This is a genomic window from Caballeronia sp. LZ043, from assembly GCF_031451075.1.
Lineage (GTDB): Bacteria > Pseudomonadota > Gammaproteobacteria > Burkholderiales > Burkholderiaceae > Caballeronia.
On the sequence record NZ_JARUXT010000001.1, the window covers coordinates 2,296,514 to 2,314,846 of the forward strand.

Consider the following 18,333-nt stretch of genomic DNA (forward strand, 5'->3'; position numbering starts at 1 on the left):
GCTTCACCCGTTCGTGTGCTGCGTGTGTGGTGCGCGGCGCCGTTGCCTGGCGCCGCTTGCGTGTTGCCTGTCCGTTGCCTGTCTGTTGCTCGCCGCGGCAATGTCACTCGTAATCGCTGTAGCGGGCGAGCGGCGGCGCGGCCGGCGGCGGCGACTGATACCCCTGGACACTCGAGCGGAATGCGCTGACGAGACCGTTGTCGACGTTCGACAAGCCCTTGAACGTCAGCTGCGCCAGCACCCGCGTGCCCGACGAAAGCTGGCCCGTGGTGTTGACACCGTTGGCGTAGCGCTGCACGCCGAAGCCGAGCGCCCAGCAGTCGGCATCGTACTGGAAGCCCAGCAGCCCGTCGACGAGACGATGGCTCGCCATGTCGTAGTTGACGCGCCCGACCGCGTAGAGGCGGTTCGTGAGCGGCCATTCGCCGGACACCAGGATCTGGTTGATCGGCTCGTTCGACAAGGTGGTCTGGTTCGAACGCGTATAGCGATAGCCGACGTTGATCACCTTGCGCGCGCCGGGACTGAACGCGAAACCGATACTCGAACGCACGAGCTGGTTGTTGTCGACATTATATTGGAACGCGGTTTCCGAAGCGAAACCTGCCCCGAGCTTGATCGCCGCGCCCGCGATCAGGTCCGAGTGCTTGGCCTGGTCGGGCAGCTGGTCCGGCGTGATCGTGACGCGCTGGCTCTCGAAGTAGTACTGCTGCGCGATCACGAAACGCGCGCGTTCGTCGCCGGTCGCCGGATTGATGAAGCGCGTGGTCAGGCCGGCCGTGATGCGGTTGGCGTCGGCGATGCGGTCGTTGCCGACGAAGGTGTTCGGCGTGTAGATCTCGGCCAGTCCGAAGTCGGATACGGAGGTGTCGAAGATCGGCGCTAAATCCTGGTTGTGGTACGGCGTTTAGACGTAGTAGAGCCTCGGCTCCAGCGTCTGGATATAGTCCTGGCCGAACAGCCGCACCGAGCGCTCGAACACGAGCCCGGTGTCGAAGCTCAGCGTCGGGATCGACTCGGTGAAGTTCTTCGGCTGGCCCGCGACCGGCGGCGACGAGCCCGACACCTGCGACGTGGCGATGTGGCTCAGGTCATACGACGCGAAGTGCCACTGCACCTTCGGCGTGATGAAGTAGCCCGGCGCGTTGATGCCGTAGCTGAGGTACGGATTGAAGTACAGCCGGTTGCCGTCGGTCGCGCCTTCCTGCGAGATCGTGAAGCGCGTGGCGTCCAGTTCCGCGCCGTAGTCGAAGCCGCCGACGTTGTACTTGTTGTACTGGACGTTGACCTGCGGCTCGCGCGCATAAGGCGGAATGGACGGCTGCAGCGTCTGCCAGCGCTGTTCGCGGGCAAGCACCGACCACGGGCCGTTGTTGTACGTGAGACCCGCTTCCTGCTGATACAGCAGCTGCGTGCCGTTCAGGAACTGGTTCGACGCGTTGCCCAGGTCCTCGGGATACTGCGAGTCCGAAACCTTGTTGTAATTGACATAGCCGCCGAAGCCGTTGCCGAAGTTCTGCTGGTGCTGCCAGAAGATCGCGTAACGGTTGGTATGCGTGTCGCGGTCGTTCGGCAGATAGTTGACGTCCAGCGAACCCGAATAGTTGGGCGACAGATAGCGGTAATTCGCCTCGCCCAGCACGCCGCGGCGCGTCATGATGCGCGGCGTGATGGTGAGGTCGCGGTTCGGCGCGATGTTGAAGTAGTACGGGATCGTCGCTTCGAAACCGGTCGTCGAGCTGAGCGAGAACGTGGGCGGCAACAGGCCGCTGCGGCGGTCGCCGGTCAGCGGGAACGACATCCACGGGCTGCCGAACACCGGCACGCCCTGGAAGAACAGCACGCCGTTGTGCGCAATGCCTTCTTCCGCGCCGGTATCGAAGTCGAACGACGTGCCCTTGATGTACCACGCCGGATCGGTCGCGCACGCGCAGGCGGTATAGGTGCCGTGATCGACGCGCGCACGCTCGTTGTCGATCATGTCGATGCGCTCGGCGCTGCCCGAACCGCCCGTCAGGTTGAAGTGGTACTTCGGGTTCGTCATGAACCCTTCGTTGGCCTCCACCTTCAGATGCGCTTCCGGACCGAGGAACGACACGCCGTTGTTGATCAACCTGACATTGCCGAAAGCATCGGCCATGTCGGTGTCCTGGTCGTAGTGCAGCGCGTCGGCCTTGATGACCGTCACCGTGCGCCGCACTTCGGCCGAACCCTTCGCGGCCATGTCCTCGTCGGACGTGCCGGTGGTCTTGTCGCCCAGGAGGAAGGTGGTCGGCTGCTGGCCGGCCTGCAACGGGCGCTCTTCGAGCTGCGGCGCGAGGCGCAGGCTGTCGGCGCCGTCGAGCGGGACCGGATTAGCCGCGGGCCCGACGAGCTGCGCATGCGCGAGCGCGGGCATCAGCCCCGGCACGGACAGCAGCGCGACGACGAGCCGCCGCCTGCGTGGCTGAGCGTCAGCGTTGATTTTCAAAACGGGAAACTGTCGTGGCGGCATGGATGGGTGCGGTTCGATTCCGTTTGCGTCCCATGCGCCCGATGCCGCCGGGCAGGCGGCCGTGCCCTCACCGCAATCACGAACTTGACGGTCCGTTGCTAGCAGGGACGACACTCGATTGAACGATGACGCTCACAGTCGTCGGGGGCCTGGCGCCAGGCGTGAAACGGATCGCTTAAAAAGTCGTGGGGTATTATATGGCAAGATGTTTGGCCCCTCGAATTTATGACGAACATTCCTTCCGACGCGCGCCTTGAACAACTCGGCGCATGGCTTCAACGTCTTGCCGGACGCTACCGGCTGAACCTCACCAGTCTCGCTCCCGCTTCCGCCGACGCCAGCTTTCGCCGCTACTTCCGCCTGGAAAGTGACGCGGAGTTCGGCGCGACGCTGATCGCGGTGGACGCCCCGCCGCCCGAAAAGTGCCGTGAATTCGTGCAGGTCGCGGGCCTGCTGGAAGCGGCGCAGGCCCATGTGCCGAAGATTCTCGAAGCCGATTTCGACGCCGGCTTCATGCTCGTCACCGATCTCGGCACCACCACGTACATCTCCGTCCTCGACGAGACGAATGCGCGGCCCCTGATGCGCTCGGCCATCGACACGCTGATCCGCTTCCAGCAGACGGCGCGCGAAGGCGTGCTGCCGGCCTTCGACCAGGCGTTCCTGCGCCGCGAGATGGAGCTGTTGCCCGAGTGGTTCATCGGGCGTCACCTGGGCCGCGAGGTCACGGCGGACGAACGCAAGGTGCTCGACGCCACCTTCACGCTGCTCGAACAGAGCGCGCTCGCGCAGCCGCGGACCTTCATGCTGCGCGATTTCATGCCGCGCAACCTGATGGTCTGCGAGCCGAATCCCGGCGTGCTGGATTTCCAGGATGCGGTCTACGGTCCGATCACCTACGACATGGCCTCGCTGATGCGCGACGCCTTCATCAGCTGGGAAGAGGCGTTCGAGCTCGACTGCATCGCGTATTACTGGGAACGCGCGAAGAAGGCCGGCCTGCCCGTGGATGCCGATTTCGGCGAGTTCTACCGGCAGCTCGAATGGATGGGCCTGCAACGGCACATCAAGGTGCTCGGGCTGTTCGCGCGCATCCACTATCGCGACGGCAAGCCGCGCTATCTCTCGGACCTGCCGCGTTTCATCGGCTATGCGCGCAAGGTGGCCGAACGCTATGCGCCGCTGTGGCCCTTCGCGCGCCTGCTCGATTCGCTCGAAGGCCGCGCGCAGGAAGTCGGCTACACCTTCTGAATCTGAACTCCGGACCACGATGACGCACGCTTTGACAACGGCGATGATCTTCGCCGCCGGCCGCGGCGAACGCATGCGCCCGCTCACCGACACCTGCCCGAAACCGCTGCTCGAAGCGGGCGGCAAGCCGCTGATCGTCTGGCAGATCGAGCGGCTGGCGCAGGCGGGCATTCGCACCATCGTCATCAATCACGCCTGGCTGGGCGCGCGCATCGAAGCCGCGCTCGGCGACGGCGCGCGCTGGGACGTCGTGCTGCGCTACTCGCCGGAAACCGAGGCGCTGGAAACGGCGGGCGGCATCGCGCAGGCGCTGCCTCTGCTCGGCGAGCAGGTGTTCGTCGCAGTGAGCGGCGACGTGTTCTGCAACTTCGATTACGCGTCCCTGCGCGCCAACGCCGATAAATTGCAGGCGCGCAGCGAGCCCGGCATGCATCTGGTGATGGTGCCGAACCCGCCGTTCCATCCCGCGGGCGATTTCGCGCTGCGCGACGGCCTGCTTGCGCTCGACGGCGAACCGCGCGTCACCTTCGGCAACATCGGTCTGTATGACCCGCGCATGTTCCGTGATCTCGTGCCCGGCACGCGCCGCGCGCTCACGCCGTACTATCGCGAAGCCATCGGCGCCGGACGCGCGAGCGGCGAGTTGTACCCGGGCCGCTGGGAGAACGTCGGCACGCCCGCGCAGCTGCAGGCGCTGGACGAGGCGCTGCGTTCGCGGTGAGCGCCCGGATTGCGCCGCATCCGATGGTAAAATGCGCGGTTCTTCCGTCTTTTCCTTCCGTTGCGACAAGCAATCATGTCCGATACCCGTCCCGATACTCTCTTTGCGCTCACCGCGCTCTCGCCGCTCGACGGCCGTTATGCCGGCAAGACCGAGGCCCTGCGTGAATGGCTGTCCGAAGCCGCGTTCATGCGCCATCGCGTGACGGTGGAGATTCACTGGCTGATCGCGCTGTCGCGTGCGGGCTTCGCCGAAGTGCCGCGCTTCTCCGAGGCGTCCGAGCAATTCCTGCTGGGCCTCGCCGAACGTTTCACCGCCCATGACGCGGCGCGCATCAAGGACATCGAACGCGTCACGAATCACGACGTGAAAGCGGTCGAATACTGGCTCAAGGAATCGGTGAAGGGCCAGGCCGAACTGGAACGCGCGAGCGAGTTCATCCACTTCGCCTGCACCTCCGAAGACATCAACAACACGTCGCACGGCCTGATGCTCGCCGGCGCCCGCGAGCACGTGATCCTGCCCGCGCTGCGCTCGGTGCATGAACGCCTCGTCAAGCTGGCGCACGCGCAGGCCGAACAGCCGATGCTCTCGCGCACGCACGGCCAGCCCGCCAGCCCGACGACGCTCGGCAAGGAAATCGCCAACGTTGCGGCGCGTCTGGCGCGCGCGATCCAGCGCATCGAAAAGGTGGAACTGCTCGGCAAGATGAACGGCGCGGTCGGCAACTTCAACGCGCATCTGTCAGCGTATCCGGAGTTCGACTGGGAGACGTTCTCGAAGGACGTCGTCGAGAACCGCCTGAAGCTCACCTTCAATCCGTACACCACGCAGATCGAGCCGCACGACTACATGGCCGAACTGTATGACGCCATTGCGCGCGCGAACACCATCCTGCTCGACCTCGACCGCGACGTGTGGGGCTACATCTCGCTCGGCTATTTCAAGCAAAAGACCAAGGCCGGCGAAATCGGTTCGTCGACGATGCCGCACAAGGTCAACCCAATCGACTTCGAGAATTCGGAAGGCAACCTCGGCCTGGCCAACGCCACGCTGCGCCATCTCGCCGACAAGCTGCCCGTCTCGCGCTGGCAGCGCGACCTGACGGACTCCACGGTGCTGCGCAATATCGGCGTGGCGTTCGGCTACTCGCTGCTCGCCTACGACTCGCTGATCCGCGGCCTCGACAAGCTCGAAGTCAACGCGGCGCGTCTCAACGAAGATCTCGACAATACCTGGGAAGTCCTCGCCGAGCCGGTGCAGACGGTGATGCGCCGCTACGGCATCGAGAACCCGTACGAGCAGTTGAAGGAACTGACGCGCGGCAAGGGCATCACGCGCGAGGCGCTGCAGACGTTCATCACGGGTCTCGCCATCCCCGAGGATGCGAAGAAGCTGTTGCTGGACATGACGCCGGGTTCGTATATCGGCCGTGCGGTGGAGCTGGCGAAGCGCATCGGCTAAAAAATCGTCCGCACGAAAGACAACGCCCCACGCTGCCTGCGCAGCGTGGGGCGTTTTGCTTTCCGAAAGCCGCGTTCAGCTCAGCGCGTCTTCAACTGCTCCATCACGATATCGACGATCTGTTCCGGCGTGTGCTCGATGTTCACGACGATCGCCTCGTCCTCGCCCGGCGGTTCGAGCGTGTCGAGCTGGCTTTGCAGCAGCGTCGGGTCGAAGAAGTGCCCCGTGCGCGTGCCGATGCGCTCCTTCAACACGTCGAACGAACCTTCCAGATAGACGAAGCAGACATCCTTGTCGCCGTCGCGCAGCACATCGCGATACGAGCGCTTCAGCGACGAACACGTGAACACCGCCGTCTCGCCCGCGCGCTGCTTCTCCTCGATCGCGGCGCGAATGGTCTTGAGCCACGGCCAGCGGTCGTCGTCAGTGAGCGGAATGCCCTGGTGCATCTTTTCCTTGTTGGCTTCGCTGTGAAACGCGTCGCCGTCGGTGAAGGCACACTGCAGCCGTTCGGCCAGCAACTCGCCGATGCGGGTCTTGCCGGCGCCCGACACACCCATCGCGATCAGAATCATCGAAATCTCCTTACACGACCGCCGCAAGCGCGAAGGTCAAACCCAGTCCCAACAGTGAAATGATGGTTTCGAGCAGCGACCAGGTCTTGAACGTCTGACCGACCGTCATCCCGAAATACTCCTTGATCAGCCAGAAGCCGCCGTCGTTCACGTGCGAGAAGATCAGCGAGCCGGAGCCGGTGGCCAGCACCAGCAATTCCGGGCTCGTGTGACCGCCCGCCGCCGCCGCGATCGGCGCGACGATGCCGCAGGCCGTGGTCATCGCGACCGTCGCCGAGCCGGTGGCCAGACGGATCAATGCCGCGACGAACCAGCCGAGCAGCAGCGGCGACAGATTCGCGGACGACGCCGTCGCAACGATCTGCTGGGAAATGCCGCTGTCGCGCAGCACCTGGCCGAAACCGCCGCCCGCGCCGACGATCAGCGTGATGCCGGCGATCGGCGCAAGACACTCGCCGCAGAACTTCTGGATCTGCTCGCGATTGAAGCCCTGCTTCGCGCCGAAGGTCCAGAAGCTGACCAGCACCGCGATCAGCAGCGCCATGTCCGACTGGCCGATGAAGCGCAGCAGGTCATTGGGCAGCGTCTTCGGTGTGAAGACCAGATCCGCCCAGCTGCCGATCAGCATCAGGATCACCGGCAGCAGGATGGTGAACAGCGTGATGCCGAAACTCGGCAAGACGCGCTTCGTGTCGGCTTCGCCGTGCTTCTGCACGAACTGGTCGGCGAGCGCGTTGGCGTCCGGCAGCTTGATGTGACGGCTGATCAGCAAGGCAAACAGCGGACCGGCGACGATGGCCGTCGGAATGCCGACGATCAGGCCATAGGCAATGGTCCTGCCGATATCCGCGTGATACGCCTGCACCGCGAGCAGCGCGGCCGGGTGCGGCGGAATCAGCCCGTGCACGACGGACAAACCGGCGACCATCGGCAGGCCGATCAGCAGCAGCGACTTGCCAGTGCGCTTGGCGACGTTGAACGCAATCGGAATCAGCAGCACGAAGCCGACTTCGAAGAACACCGGCAAGCCGACGATGATCGCGACGACCATCATCGCCCAGTGAATGTTCTTCTCGCCGAAGAGATCGATCAGCGTATTGGCGATGCGCTCGGCGCCGCCCGATTCGGCCATCATCTTGCCGAGCATGGTGCCGAGGCCGACCACGATGGCAATGTGGCCGAGCGTATTGCCGTTGCCGGTTTCGAACGACTTGACGATCTTGTCCATCGGCATGCCGACCGCGAGCGCGAGCAGCACGGAGACGATCATCAGGACGAGGAATGGATAGACCTTGTAGCGCGCGATCATCAGGATCAGAACCGCGATCGCGATCACCGCGTAGAGCAAGAGCATGCTCCCGTGGACGGCTGGCATGACGCCTCCTTTATTTCTTTGTTCAGGTTATTTTTTCGCCTTGCGTGCGGCCTGTATCGCAATCCTTACTGGCGAGTTCGGTGGCGAACTCGGCGCAGCAGCAACGGGCACGCCCGCGTCAGGCGCTGGGCAACAGGATTTTACTTGCTGAAAGGCGTTTCAGCCGAAGACGTGCGGGTTTCGCGGCGTCTTTTCATCGGCGATGTCGCGGATGGCCCGACGGCGCATCCGGATCACAGGCTGTCTCCCATCTTTTTATCGTCGATGGACGCGCGGGGCATGCGCGCGCCCATCGCATGGAACATCAGTGCGGCGCCAGTTCGCTTGCGGCACGCGCGAGGCGCGTGACTTCGTCCCAGTTCTGTGCGGCCAGCGCCGCCTTGGGCGTCAGCCACGAACCGCCGACGCACACCACATTGGGCTGCGCGAGGAAACTGGTCGCGGTCTCGGCAGTGATGCCGCCGGTCGGGCAGAAGCGCAGATTGGGGAACGGGCCGTAGAACGCCTGCAGCATCGGAATGCCGCCCGCCTGTTGCGCCGGGAAGAACTTGACGATCTCGTAGCCCAGTTCCATGGCGGCGATGATGTCGGATGGCGTCATGACGCCCGGCAGCAGCGGCAGGCCGGCGTCCTGCGCGGCCTTGTGCATGTCCTTCGTCAGACCCGGCGAGACGCCGAACTTCGCGCCTGCCTTCTTCGCCTGCGCGCAATGCTCGGGCTTCGTGATCGTGCCCACGCCGACCACGATGTCGTCCGCGAGCTGGCTCGCGCGTTCGATCGCGGCAATGCCGGCCGACGTGCGCAGCGTGATTTCCAGCACCTTCACGCCGCCTGCGTGCAGCGCGCGCGACACGTGTTCGCCCTGCTCGACCGAGTCGAAGGCCAGAACCGGAATCACCGGTCCCAGACGCACGATTTCGCTTACCGTTTTCATGTGATGCGACTCCTGGTTTGATGCGGCGCCCTGGCGGGCAATCCGCGGGGTTCTCTCCGGCCGGGCCCGGGCCGTTCAGCGTCAGTGATGCGCGGCGTGCGCCTTGTTGAGCGCCGATGCCGCCGCGCGCGCGTTGTCGCGCAACGGGTTGCGCTCCTGCAGCGCCGCGCCGTCGGCCTGCGCAGCGTCCGCGCCGATCAGCGCGCCGAACACCGATGCGCCCTCTTCCGCCGGCAGCGCCGCGCTGCGGAACACGCCGAACAGTTCGCGCCCGAAGCCGACTTCGTTCTCGGCCTGATACAGCGGCGCCTGGACTTCGCGCGCCGCCCATTCCTGTTCGTCGATCTCGATGTCGAGCACGCCGGACGGTGCGTCGATCACCAGCATGTCGCCGGTGCGCACCTTGCCGAGCGGACCTTGCAGCAGCGCCTCGGGCGACACGTGGATCACCGCCGGCACCTTGCCCGATGCACCGGACATGCGTCCGTCGGTGACCAGCGCGACATGGAAGCCCTGATCCTGCAACACGCCCAGCAGCGGCGTCAATCGATGCAGTTCCGGCATGCCGTTCGCCCGCGCGCCCTGGAAACGCACCACGGCGACGAAGTCGCGTTTGAGCTCGCCCTTGTCGAAGGCTTCCTGCACTTCTTCCTGCGAATTGAAGACGATGGCCGGCGCCTTCACCACGCGATGCTCCGGCGCGACCGCCGAGATCTTGATGACGCCGCGGCCGAGCTTGCCCTGCATCAGACGCAGGCCGCCGTCCGGCTGGAACGGCTCGCCGATGCCGCGCAGCACCTTGCTGTCGTGGCTTTCGGCGGCGCCGTCGATCCATTGCAGCTTGCCGTCGATGAGCTTCGGCTCCTTCGTGTAATGCGACAGCCCCCGGCCCGCGACCGTCTGCACATCCTCATGCAGCAGTCCGCCTTCGAGCAGATTGCGCACGAGGAACGCGACGCCGCCCGCCGCGTGAAAGTGGTTCACGTCGGCCTTGCCGTTCGGGTAGATCTTCGCGAGCAGCGGCACGGCTTGCGAGAGCTCGTCGAAGTCATTCCAGTCGATGATGACGCCCGCCGCGCGCGCGATCGCCACGAGGTGCAGCGTGTGATTGGTTGAGCCACCCGTCGCGAGCAGTGCGACGATGCCGTTGACGATGGCCTTTTCGTCGACCACATGGCCGATCGGCGTGTAGTTGCCGCGCTCGTGCGTCAGGTCCAGCACGCGGCGTGCGGCTTCGGCGGTGAGCGCATCGCGCAGTTCGGTGTGCGGATGCACGAACGCCGAACTCGGCAGATGCAGGCCCATCACTTCCATCAGCATCTGGTTGCTGTTGGCGGTGCCGTAGAACGTGCAGGTGCCGTGGCCGTGATACGCGGCCGCCTCGGCTTCGAGCAGCGCGCTGCGGTCGCACTTGCCGGTGGCGAACTCCTGGCGCACCTTGGCCTTGTCGTCGTTGGTGAGGCCGCTGGTCATCGGGCCGGCCGGCACGAAGATGGTTGGCAGATGGCCGAACTGCAGCGCGCCGATGGCCAGGCCCGGGACGATCTTGTCGCACACGCCGAGACACAGCGCGGCGTCGAACATGTTGTGCGTCAGCGCGACGGCCGTGCTCATCGCGATGACTTCGCGTGAGAACAGCGACAGTTCCATGCCCGCATTGCCCTGCGTGATGCCGTCGCACATGGCGGGCACGCCGCCCGCGAACTGCGCGATACCGCCGTGTTCGCGCGCCGCCTGCTTGATGAGGTCCGGAAAACTCTTGTAGGGCGCGTGCGCGGACAGCATTTCGTTATACGAGGACACGATGCCGATGTTCGGCTCGCGCACCGCCTTGATCGCAAATTTTTCCTGGCCCTCGAGGCCCGCGAAGCCGTGCGCGAGGTTCGCGCAGGACAGCGCGCCACGCGCCGGGAACATGCCCTGCGCGGCGTCGATGCGCGCCAGATAAGCGGCGCGCGTCGGCTTGCTGCGCGCGATGATGCGGTCGGTGACGTGCTTCAGTTGCGAATGCGGGGAAACCATCGATGCTCCTTCGTCTCACTCCCGGCGCGCTTGCCGTCGAGATGGGGTTTGGAATTGCGAGGAACGGCGCTGGAGTTGTTGTCGTGTCGTTCGCCGATGGACCGAATATTAGTAGAAAAACTACATGCATTCAATGGGGTTTATGCGGACAACGCACTTCAAAGCATCGTGCGCTTAAGCTTTCACGATGCGCTTCTCAGGGAAATCCCTGAGTTATACCGCCGAAATTATGTAGTATTTGTACAAGCCGAATGATCGGCTATAGTCGCAATCAATTTTCAGCATAGGCGAGATTTCCGATGTTGCTGTCCCAAGTCGAAGCAATGCGCGAACAGTTGCGGCCCTCCGAGCGCAAGCTGGCCGACTACGTGCTCGAAGCGCCGCGCGAAGTGCTCGATCTCTCGATGACCGATTTCGCCGCGCGCGCCGGCGTGAGCCAGCCGACCATCGCGCGCTTCTGCCAGGCGCTCGGTTTTTCCGGCTTTCGGGAATTCAAGATCCGCCTGGCACAAGGCGTAGCAGCGGGCGTTCCCACCGTTTATCGCGATGTGAAGAGCGACGAGCCGCCGGCGGGCGTCGCGGCGAAGGTGCTGGACCGGACCATCGGCGCGTTGATCGAGGTACGCAACAGTCTGTCTTCGGACAGCGTCGCGGCGGCCATCGCGATTCTCGCGGACGCGCGGCGCATCGAGTTCTACGGCGCGGGCGGTTCCGGCATTGCCGCGCTCGACATGCAGCACAAGTTTTTCCGGCTCGGCGTGCCGTCCGTCGCCTATTCCGATCCGCACACGTACACGACTTCGGCCGCGCTGCTCGGCCCGGGCGATGCCATCGTCGCGATCTCGAACACCGGCCGCACGCGCGACATCCTGGATGCGTGCAAGTCCGCGCTGCACGGCGGCGCGAAAGTGATCGCGATCACGCACGGCAACTCGCCGCTGGCGCGGCTGGCGACGGTGGGACTCTTTGCCAACGTCGACGAGGACACGGATATCTTTTCGCCGATGACGTCGCGCGTCTCGCATCTCGCGATCGGCGACATTCTGGCGGTGGGATTGGCCCTCGCACGCGGTCCGAAGCTGGCGGAAAAGCTCGCGGAAGCGAAGGACGTGCTGGAGAGCCGCCGGGTGGGCACGTGAGCCGCGGCGCGGCTCACGCGGGAGACATCAGAAAGATCAGAAAGGCTTGACGACCACGAGCAGCGTCGCACCGAGCAGGCCGAGCACCGGCAGCTCGTTGAACATGCGATACCACTTGTCCGAGCGTTTGTTTTCGCCGCGCTGGAAGGTATGCAGCAGGCGTCCGCAATACGCGTGATAGACGATGATCAGCGCGACGATAGTGAGCTTCGCGTGCAGCCAGCCCTGCCCCGCGCCGATGCCGACAATGAGCCACAACCACAGCCCGCACGCCAGCGCCGGCACCGCGATGAAAGTCATGAAGCGGAACAGCTTGCGCGCCATCAGCAGGAGGCGCGCAGTGGCCTTGGGGTCGGTTTCCATCGCCAGGTTCACGAAGATGCGCGGCAGATAGAACAGTCCCGCGAACCACGAGGCGACCAGCACGATGTGCAACGATTTGATCCAGAGCATCGGTCTTGTTGGTTTTCGCGAGGTTATTGACGCACTTCGCCGCGCCCCAGCACGACGTATTTCAGCGAGGTCAGTCCGTCCAGACCCACCGGGCCGCGCGCATGCAGCTTGTCGTTCGAAATGCCGATCTCCGCGCCCAGCCCGAATTCGAAACCATCGGCGAAACGCGTCGACGCGTTGACCATCACGCTCGCCGAATCCACTTCGCGCAGGAAACGCATGGCGCGGTCGTGGTCTTCGGTGAGGATGGCATCGGTGTGATGCGAGCCGTAGGCATTGATGTGGTCGATGGCTTCGTCCAGCCCTTCGACGATCTTCACCGCGAGCACCGGCGCGAGATATTCGGTGCTCCAGTCGGCTTCGGTGGCGTCGACGAGCCCGCCGATCCGCGCCGCCTCCAGCACGGCGCGCGCGGCGGCATCCACGCGCAACTCGACGTCCTTTGCCTGATACGCACGCGCGAGCAGCGGCAGCGCTTCATGCGCGATGCCGCGCGCGACCAGCAGCGTTTCCATTGTGTTGCAGGTGCCGTAGCGATGCGTCTTCGCGTTGTCGCAGACGGCCGCGGCCTTCACGAGGTCCGCGCGGTCGTCCACGTAGACGTGGCAGATGCCGTCAAGATGCTTGATCATCGGCACGCGCGCTTCTTCCATCAGGCGCGCGATCAGGCTCTTGCCGCCGCGCGGCACGATCACGTCGACGAATTCGGTCATCGTGATCAGCTTGCCGACCGCCGCGCGATCCGCTGTCTCCACCACCTGCACCGCGTCCTGCGGCAGGCCCGCCGTTTCCAGCCCGACGCCGATCAGTTTCGCGAGCGCCGTATTGCATTCGAGCGCCTCGGACCCGCCGCGCAGGATGGTCGCGTTGCCGGACTTGAGGCAGAGCGCGGCGGCGTCGATGGTCACATTCGGGCGCGATTCATAGATGATGCCGATCACGCCGAGCGGCACACGCATCTGCCCAACCTGGATGCCGCTCGGACGGAACTTGAGGCCGCTGATCTCGCCGATCGGATCGGCCAGCGCGGCTACCTGGCGAAGGCCTTCGACCATGGTGTCGAGGGCCTTGTCGGACAGCGTCAGCCGGTCGATGAATGCGGCGTCGTGGCCTTTTTCGCGCGCGCGTGCGAGGTCGCGTGCGTTCGCCTGCTTGAGCGCCTCGCGCTCGCGTGCGATGGCGTCCGCCACCGCGAGCAGCGCGGCGTTCTTCGCCGCCGTCGAGGCCCGCGCCATCGCGCGTGACGCCGCGCGGGCGCGGCGGCCGAGGTCGGTCATGTACTGGTCGATGTTCATCGTGAGTCTCTTCCTGATGCCGCTGATCCGCAGTGTTTTCTGCGCGCTGGCCGGTGCGGGACGGGCGTCCGCGAGCCAGCCGCGCAGAATTCATTCTAAGCCGGGACGCCGCGTGAAACAGGCCGCGACGGCCGCGCCTTATCGACGCAACCTCGACGCAACTTATCGACGCGGTCGCGCCGAGGCCATCGCCGCGGTCCGCCCCGGCTGGCCGCCGTGCGCCACGGCCATCGCGAGTTCGAACATGCCGGCCCACGGATCGGGCGGCGTCTCGCTGCCGCGCTTGCCCGTGCCGCCGGACAGCCCTTTCACCTGACGATCGAGCCGCGCCGCCAGCGAGAGCGCCTTTTCGAGCGCCTCGTCCGTCACCCGCGACAGCGCCGGCGGGATCAGCCGCTCGCGCGGTCCCCACACGCGGTTCTCGCGCATCAACGTGGCGAGCGGCTTGCCGGCGGCGACGCCGCGCTTGATGCGCAACAGCGTGCGCACTTCCTCGACCAGCGCCCACAGCACCAGCACGGCCGCTTCGCCCTCGCCCTTCAGGCCGTCGAGCATGCGCGCGAGCCGGCCGACGTCGCCGGTCAGCATCGCTTCGTTGAGCTTGAACACGTCGTAGCGCGCGACGTTGAGCACGGCATCGTGAATCTGCTCGAAACTGAGCACGCCTTCCGGATACAGCAGGCCGAGCTTCTGGATTTCCTGATGCGCGGCGAGCAGGTTGCCTTCCACCCGTTCCGCGATGAACGCCAGCGCGCGCCGTCCGTCCTCGCCGGGAGGAACGCGCTGGCCCTGTTGTGCGAGCCGCTGGCCGACCCACATCGGCAGTTGCGCGCGCTCGATCGCGTCGATCTTCAACGCGACGCCCGCGCCGAGCAGCGCGCTGAACCACGCCGATTTCTGCGTCGCGCTGTCCAGCCGCGGCAGCGTGACGAGCGTGACGACGTCGGGATTGTCGGCGGCGGCGAGCGCCTTCAGCGCCTCCGCGCCTTCCTTGCCCGGCTTGCCGGTGGGAATGCGCAGCTCGATCAGCTGGCGGTCGCCGAACAGCGACATCGACTGGGTAGCGCCGAGCAGCGCGCTCCAGTCGAAACCGCGCTCGACCGTGAACACCGAGCGGTCCGTGAAGCCGGCTGCGCGCGCCGCGGCCCGGATGCGGTCGCACGCTTCCTGCGCGAGCAGATGCTCGTCGCCATGGACGACGTACAGCCCCTTCAGGCCTTTCGCGAGATGCGCGTCGAGCGCGTCGAGCTTCAGTTGCATGCGCGCGGGTTGCTGGCGTTCAAAGCGGCGGCACCGGCAGCGGCGCGCGCGGCGCGACGCCCGGGGTCTGCTCGCCCGGCGCCGGATGCAGCGAGCGCACCGTGGCGAGCCGACGCGTCAGCTGATCCACGGCGTCGTTGCGCATGTCGGTGTAAAGCAGCGTCGATTCCTGCGACTTGGCGAGCGTGTACTGGTCGCTGTAGGTCATCGAGCGGTTCAGCGCGATCACGCTCGGCGGAATCAGCAAGGTGCCGTCCGCGCCGACCAGCGTGTAATTCAGGCTGTAGACGAGCTCGTATTCCTGCACGACGCCCTGCGAGTTCAGGCTGAGCGTGCGCATGCCCTGGCCTTCCGTCAGGCGCAGCGTGGCGTCCGGCTTCTCGTACGCCTTGACCACCACCGTATCGCTGCCGCCCTGGATCATGCGCTCGAGGCGTCCGACCATCTGCGGCGCGCCGCCGCTGATGGCGAGCCGCTTGAACGCATAGTCCTGCTGTCCGCGCAGCTGGAAGCCGCACGCGGACAGCACGGCCGCGCCGCCCAGGAGCGCGAGGAACGAACGCCTGCTGACGCCTTTTTCGAAGGCTTTTCCGGTCACATCGACTCCTTGGTTTTGGGCATCGGACGCATTACACGACCACGTTGACGAGACGCCCCGGCACCACGATCACCTTCTTCGGCGTGCGGCCTTCGGAGAACTTCCCGAACATGTCATGCGCGACCGCCGCCTGCTCGATGGCGTCGCGCGAGGCGTCCTTCGCGACGGTCAGCGCGCCGCGCACCTTGCCGTTGATCTGCAGCACGAGTTCGATTTCCGCCTGTTCGAGCGCGGCTTCGTCGACCTTCGGCCAGGGTGCGTCGAGCAGCGGGCCGAAAGTGTCGGCGTAACCGAGTTCCGACCACAACTGGAAGGTCGCGTGCGGCACCACCGGATACAGCACGCGCAGCAGCACGCCGAAGGTCTCGTTCAGCACGCCCTCGCCCGCCTGCTTCGCGCCTTCGAGCGCGTTGAGCATCTTCATCGCGGCGGACACGACCGTGTTGTACTGCAGGCGGCCATAGTCGAAATCGGCCTGCTTGAGCACGGTGTAGATCTCGCGGCGCAGTGCGCGGTCGGCGTCGCCGAGCTTCGCCGCGTCGAGCTTGCCATGCTGGCGCAGCGCGGCGGCGTTGTCGTGCCCGAAGTGCCACACGCGGCGCAGGAAGCGGCTCGCGCCTTCCACGCCCGCGCCCGACCATTCGAGCGACTGCTCCGGCGGCGCCGCGAACATCACGAACAGGCGCGCGGTGTCCGCGCCGTACTGGTCGATCAGCGTCTGCGGATCGACGCCGTTGTTCTTCGACTTCGACATCTTCTCGACGCCGCCCAGCACGACCGGCTGGCCGTCGGCATTGAGCGTCGCGCCCGTGGGACGGCCCTTGTCGTCGTGCGCGACCGTGACGTCGAGCGGGTTGTACCAGGTCTTCTTGCCGGCCGCGTCCTCGCGATAGAAGGTCTCGTTCAGCACCATGCCCTGCGTGAGCAGGTTCTTCGCGGGCTCGCCGAACTTCACCAGCCCCATGTCGCGCATGACCTTGGCCCAGAAGCGCGAATACAGCAGGTGCAGGATCGCGTGCTCGATCCCGCCGATGTACTGGTCCATCGGCATCCAGTAGTCGGTGCGTTCGTCGACCATGCTCGTGGCGTCCGGCGCCGCGTAGCGCGAGAAGTACCACGACGAATCGACGAAGGTGTCCATCGTGTCGGTTTCGCGCTTCGCAGCGGCGCCGCAGGTCGGGCAGGCGCAGTTCAGGAACGCTTCCGACTTCGCCAGCGGATTGCCCGAGCCGTCCGGCACGAGGTCTTCCGGCAGCACGACCGGCAGGTCCTTTTCGGGCACCGGCACGTCGCCGCACTTGGGGCAATGGATGATCGGGATCGGCGTGCCCCAGTAGCGCTGGCGCGAGATGCCCCAGTCGCGCAGGCGCCAGGTGATCTGCTTGTCGCCGAGGTCTTTCGCCTTCAGGTCGGCGGCGATCGCGTCGATGGCCTCCGCCGTGGTCAGGCCATCGTACTTGCCGCTGTTGATGAGCTTGCCCGCGGTCTTGTCGCCGTACCATTCTTCCCAGGCGTCGGTCGAATAGGTCTTGCCTTCGACATCGATCACCTGGTTGATCGGCAGGCTGTATTTCTTCGCGAAGGCGAAGTCGCGCTCGTCGTGCGACGGCACGCCCATCACCGCGCCTTCGCCGTAGGACATCAGCACGTAGTTGCCGATCCACACTTCGACCTGCGCGCCCGTCAGCGGATGCGTGACGAAGAAGCCCGTGGGCACGCCCTTCTTTTCCATGGTGGCAACATCGGCTTCCGCCACGCCGCCGCGCTTGCATTCGTCGATGAACGCCTGCAGTTCCGCGTTGTCGCGCGCGAGACGCGTGGCAAGCGGATGCTCCGCCGCGACCGCCGCGAAGGTGACGCCCATGATGGTGTCGGCGCGCGTGGTGAAGACGCGCAGCAGCTTCGCTTCGCCGTCGATCTCATACGGGAAGCCGAAGTTCACGCCGAAGCTCTTGCCGATCCAGTTCTGCTGCATGATCTTGACCCGCTCGGGCCAGCCGAGGCCTTCGAGGTCGTCGAGCAGTTGATCCGCGTAATCGGTGATGCGCAGGTAGTACATCGGGATTTCGCGCTTTTCCACCAGCGCGCCCGAGCGCCAGCCGCGCCCGTCGATGACCTGCTCGTTGGCGAGCACGGTCTGGTCGACCGGATCCCAGTTCACAGTGCCGGTCTTCTTGTAGGCGATGCCCTTTTCCAGCATCTTGAGGAACAGCCACTGGTTCCACTTGTAGTACTCGGGCGAGCACGTGGCGACTTCGCGCGACCAGTCGATGGCGAGACCCATCGACTGCATCTGCTTCTTCATGTACGCGATGTTCTCGTACGTCCACTTCGCCGGCGGCACGCCGTTGGCCATCGCGGCGTTCTCGGCGGGCATGCCGAACGCGTCCCAGCCCATCGGCATCAGCGTGTTGTAGCCGTTCATGCGCAGGTAACGGTACATCACGTCGTTGATGGTGTAGTTGCGCACGTGACCCATGTGCAGCTTGCCGGACGGATACGGCAGCATCGAGACGCAGTAAAACTTGGGCTTGGCCGACGTCTCGGTCGTCCGGTAGACGTCGTTCGCACGCCAGGTGGTCTGCGCGGCGGATTCGACGTCGGCGGGTACGTATTTATCGTGCATGGTGTGGTGGCTTTACGCTAAGGCTGGGAACGGACCTCGGAACCCGCCGCTCTCGTGATGGCAAACGGCTGATCCTGGCGCCGCGGGGTCACGGGGTCTCGTGTGCCGGACCGGCGCGGCGTCGAA

The 18,333-nt window shown here is 65.4% G+C and carries 13 protein-coding genes and 1 pseudogene; 4 read left to right on the forward strand and 10 right to left on the reverse strand.

What is annotated here, in order from left to right; translation table 11 throughout:
- Positions 1 to 103: 103 nt before the first annotated feature.
- A pseudogene (locus tag QCE64_RS10465) lies at positions 104 to 2,494 on the reverse strand (LPS-assembly protein LptD).
- A 225-nt stretch (positions 2,495 to 2,719) separates the two neighbouring features.
- Here QCE64_RS10465 and QCE64_RS10470 point away from each other — a divergent pair.
- From QCE64_RS10470 to purB, 3 genes are all read left to right on the forward strand, one after another.
- The gene (locus QCE64_RS10470; protein WP_310003700.1) at positions 2,720 to 3,745 is read left to right on the forward strand and encodes a phosphotransferase; all 1,026 of its coding nucleotides are present in this window, start codon (positions 2,720 to 2,722) and stop codon (positions 3,743 to 3,745) included.
- A gap of 19 nt (positions 3,746 to 3,764) precedes the next feature.
- Complete coding sequence (murU, locus tag QCE64_RS10475) at positions 3,765 to 4,466, forward strand: N-acetylmuramate alpha-1-phosphate uridylyltransferase MurU (protein ID WP_310003703.1); 702 nt, start codon at positions 3,765 to 3,767, stop codon at positions 4,464 to 4,466.
- A gap of 75 nt (positions 4,467 to 4,541) precedes the next feature.
- On the forward strand, positions 4,542 to 5,930 hold the full coding sequence (gene purB, locus QCE64_RS10480) for an adenylosuccinate lyase (protein WP_309918362.1): 1,389 nt from the start codon (positions 4,542 to 4,544) through the stop codon (positions 5,928 to 5,930).
- Positions 5,931 to 6,010: 80 nt separating this feature from the next.
- Here purB and QCE64_RS10485 read toward each other — a convergent pair whose 3' ends face one another.
- From QCE64_RS10485 to edd, 4 genes are all read right to left on the reverse strand, one after another.
- Positions 6,011 to 6,505, reverse strand: a complete 495-nt coding sequence (locus QCE64_RS10485) for a gluconokinase (RefSeq protein WP_310003705.1) — start codon at positions 6,503 to 6,505, stop codon at positions 6,011 to 6,013.
- A 10-nt stretch (positions 6,506 to 6,515) separates the two neighbouring features.
- Positions 6,516 to 7,880: a GntP family permease gene (locus tag QCE64_RS10490; protein WP_309902797.1), complete on the reverse strand. Its 1,365-nt coding sequence runs from the start codon at positions 7,878 to 7,880 to the stop codon at positions 6,516 to 6,518.
- Positions 7,881 to 8,184: 304 nt separating this feature from the next.
- Complete coding sequence (gene eda, locus QCE64_RS10495; RefSeq protein WP_309918367.1) at positions 8,185 to 8,814, reverse strand: bifunctional 4-hydroxy-2-oxoglutarate aldolase/2-dehydro-3-deoxy-phosphogluconate aldolase; 630 nt, start codon at positions 8,812 to 8,814, stop codon at positions 8,185 to 8,187.
- 81 nt (positions 8,815 to 8,895) lie between these two features.
- The gene (edd, locus tag QCE64_RS10500) at positions 8,896 to 10,836 is read right to left on the reverse strand and encodes a phosphogluconate dehydratase (RefSeq protein ID WP_309930994.1); all 1,941 of its coding nucleotides are present in this window, start codon (positions 10,834 to 10,836) and stop codon (positions 8,896 to 8,898) included.
- 299 nt (positions 10,837 to 11,135) lie between these two features.
- On the opposite strand from edd, the gene QCE64_RS10505 reads away from it, so the two are divergent.
- The gene (locus QCE64_RS10505) at positions 11,136 to 11,975 is read left to right on the forward strand and encodes a MurR/RpiR family transcriptional regulator (protein WP_309809737.1); all 840 of its coding nucleotides are present in this window, start codon (positions 11,136 to 11,138) and stop codon (positions 11,973 to 11,975) included.
- A gap of 36 nt (positions 11,976 to 12,011) precedes the next feature.
- On the opposite strand, the gene QCE64_RS10510 is transcribed toward QCE64_RS10505, so the two are convergent.
- The 5 genes from QCE64_RS10510 to leuS all read right to left on the reverse strand — a co-directional run bounded on the left by QCE64_RS10510 (position 12,012) and on the right by leuS (position 18,207).
- On the reverse strand, positions 12,012 to 12,428 hold the full coding sequence (locus tag QCE64_RS10510; RefSeq protein WP_309918373.1) for a CopD family protein: 417 nt from the start codon (positions 12,426 to 12,428) through the stop codon (positions 12,012 to 12,014).
- Positions 12,429 to 12,451: 23 nt separating this feature from the next.
- A complete protein-coding gene (locus QCE64_RS10515; protein ID WP_309930996.1) occupies positions 12,452 to 13,723 on the reverse strand; it encodes a glutamate-5-semialdehyde dehydrogenase in 1,272 nt (423 codons plus the stop codon).
- A 162-nt stretch (positions 13,724 to 13,885) separates the two neighbouring features.
- Complete coding sequence (holA, locus tag QCE64_RS10520; protein WP_309930998.1) at positions 13,886 to 14,983, reverse strand: DNA polymerase III subunit delta; 1,098 nt, start codon at positions 14,981 to 14,983, stop codon at positions 13,886 to 13,888.
- Positions 14,984 to 15,002: 19 nt separating this feature from the next.
- Positions 15,003 to 15,581: an LPS assembly lipoprotein LptE gene (gene lptE, locus QCE64_RS10525; RefSeq protein WP_309918381.1), complete on the reverse strand. Its 579-nt coding sequence runs from the start codon at positions 15,579 to 15,581 to the stop codon at positions 15,003 to 15,005.
- A 31-nt stretch (positions 15,582 to 15,612) separates the two neighbouring features.
- Positions 15,613 to 18,207: a leucine--tRNA ligase gene (gene leuS / locus QCE64_RS10530; protein ID WP_309918384.1), complete on the reverse strand. Its 2,595-nt coding sequence runs from the start codon at positions 18,205 to 18,207 to the stop codon at positions 15,613 to 15,615.
- Between the last annotated feature and the right edge of the window lie 126 nt (positions 18,208 to 18,333).

What these genes read in the sequence shown, in the direction of transcription:
- QCE64_RS10505 (WP_309809737.1), top strand. Translation starts at nt 11,136, where the DNA reads ATGTTGCTGTCCCAAGTCGAAGCAATGCGCGAACAGTTGCGGCCCTCC.
- QCE64_RS10470 (WP_310003700.1), top strand. Translation starts at nt 2,720, where the DNA reads ATGACGAACATTCCTTCCGACGCGCGCCTTGAACAACTCGGCGCATGG.
- holA (WP_309930998.1), bottom strand. Translation starts at nt 14,983, where the DNA reads ATGCAACTGAAGCTCGACGCGCTCGACGCGCATCTCGCGAAAGGCCTG.
- purB (WP_309918362.1), top strand. Translation starts at nt 4,542, where the DNA reads ATGTCCGATACCCGTCCCGATACTCTCTTTGCGCTCACCGCGCTCTCG.
- QCE64_RS10485 (WP_310003705.1), bottom strand. Translation starts at nt 6,505, where the DNA reads ATGATTCTGATCGCGATGGGTGTGTCGGGCGCCGGCAAGACCCGCATC.
- QCE64_RS10515 (WP_309930996.1), bottom strand. Translation starts at nt 13,723, where the DNA reads ATGAACATCGACCAGTACATGACCGACCTCGGCCGCCGCGCCCGCGCG.
- murU (WP_310003703.1), top strand. Translation starts at nt 3,765, where the DNA reads ATGACGCACGCTTTGACAACGGCGATGATCTTCGCCGCCGGCCGCGGC.
- edd (WP_309930994.1), bottom strand. Translation starts at nt 10,836, where the DNA reads ATGGTTTCCCCGCATTCGCAACTGAAGCACGTCACCGACCGCATCATC.
- QCE64_RS10490 (WP_309902797.1), bottom strand. Translation starts at nt 7,880, where the DNA reads ATGCCAGCCGTCCACGGGAGCATGCTCTTGCTCTACGCGGTGATCGCG.
- eda (WP_309918367.1), bottom strand. Translation starts at nt 8,814, where the DNA reads ATGAAAACGGTAAGCGAAATCGTGCGTCTGGGACCGGTGATTCCGGTT.
- leuS (WP_309918384.1), bottom strand. Translation starts at nt 18,207, where the DNA reads ATGCACGATAAATACGTACCCGCCGACGTCGAATCCGCCGCGCAGACC.
- QCE64_RS10510 (WP_309918373.1), bottom strand. Translation starts at nt 12,428, where the DNA reads ATGCTCTGGATCAAATCGTTGCACATCGTGCTGGTCGCCTCGTGGTTC.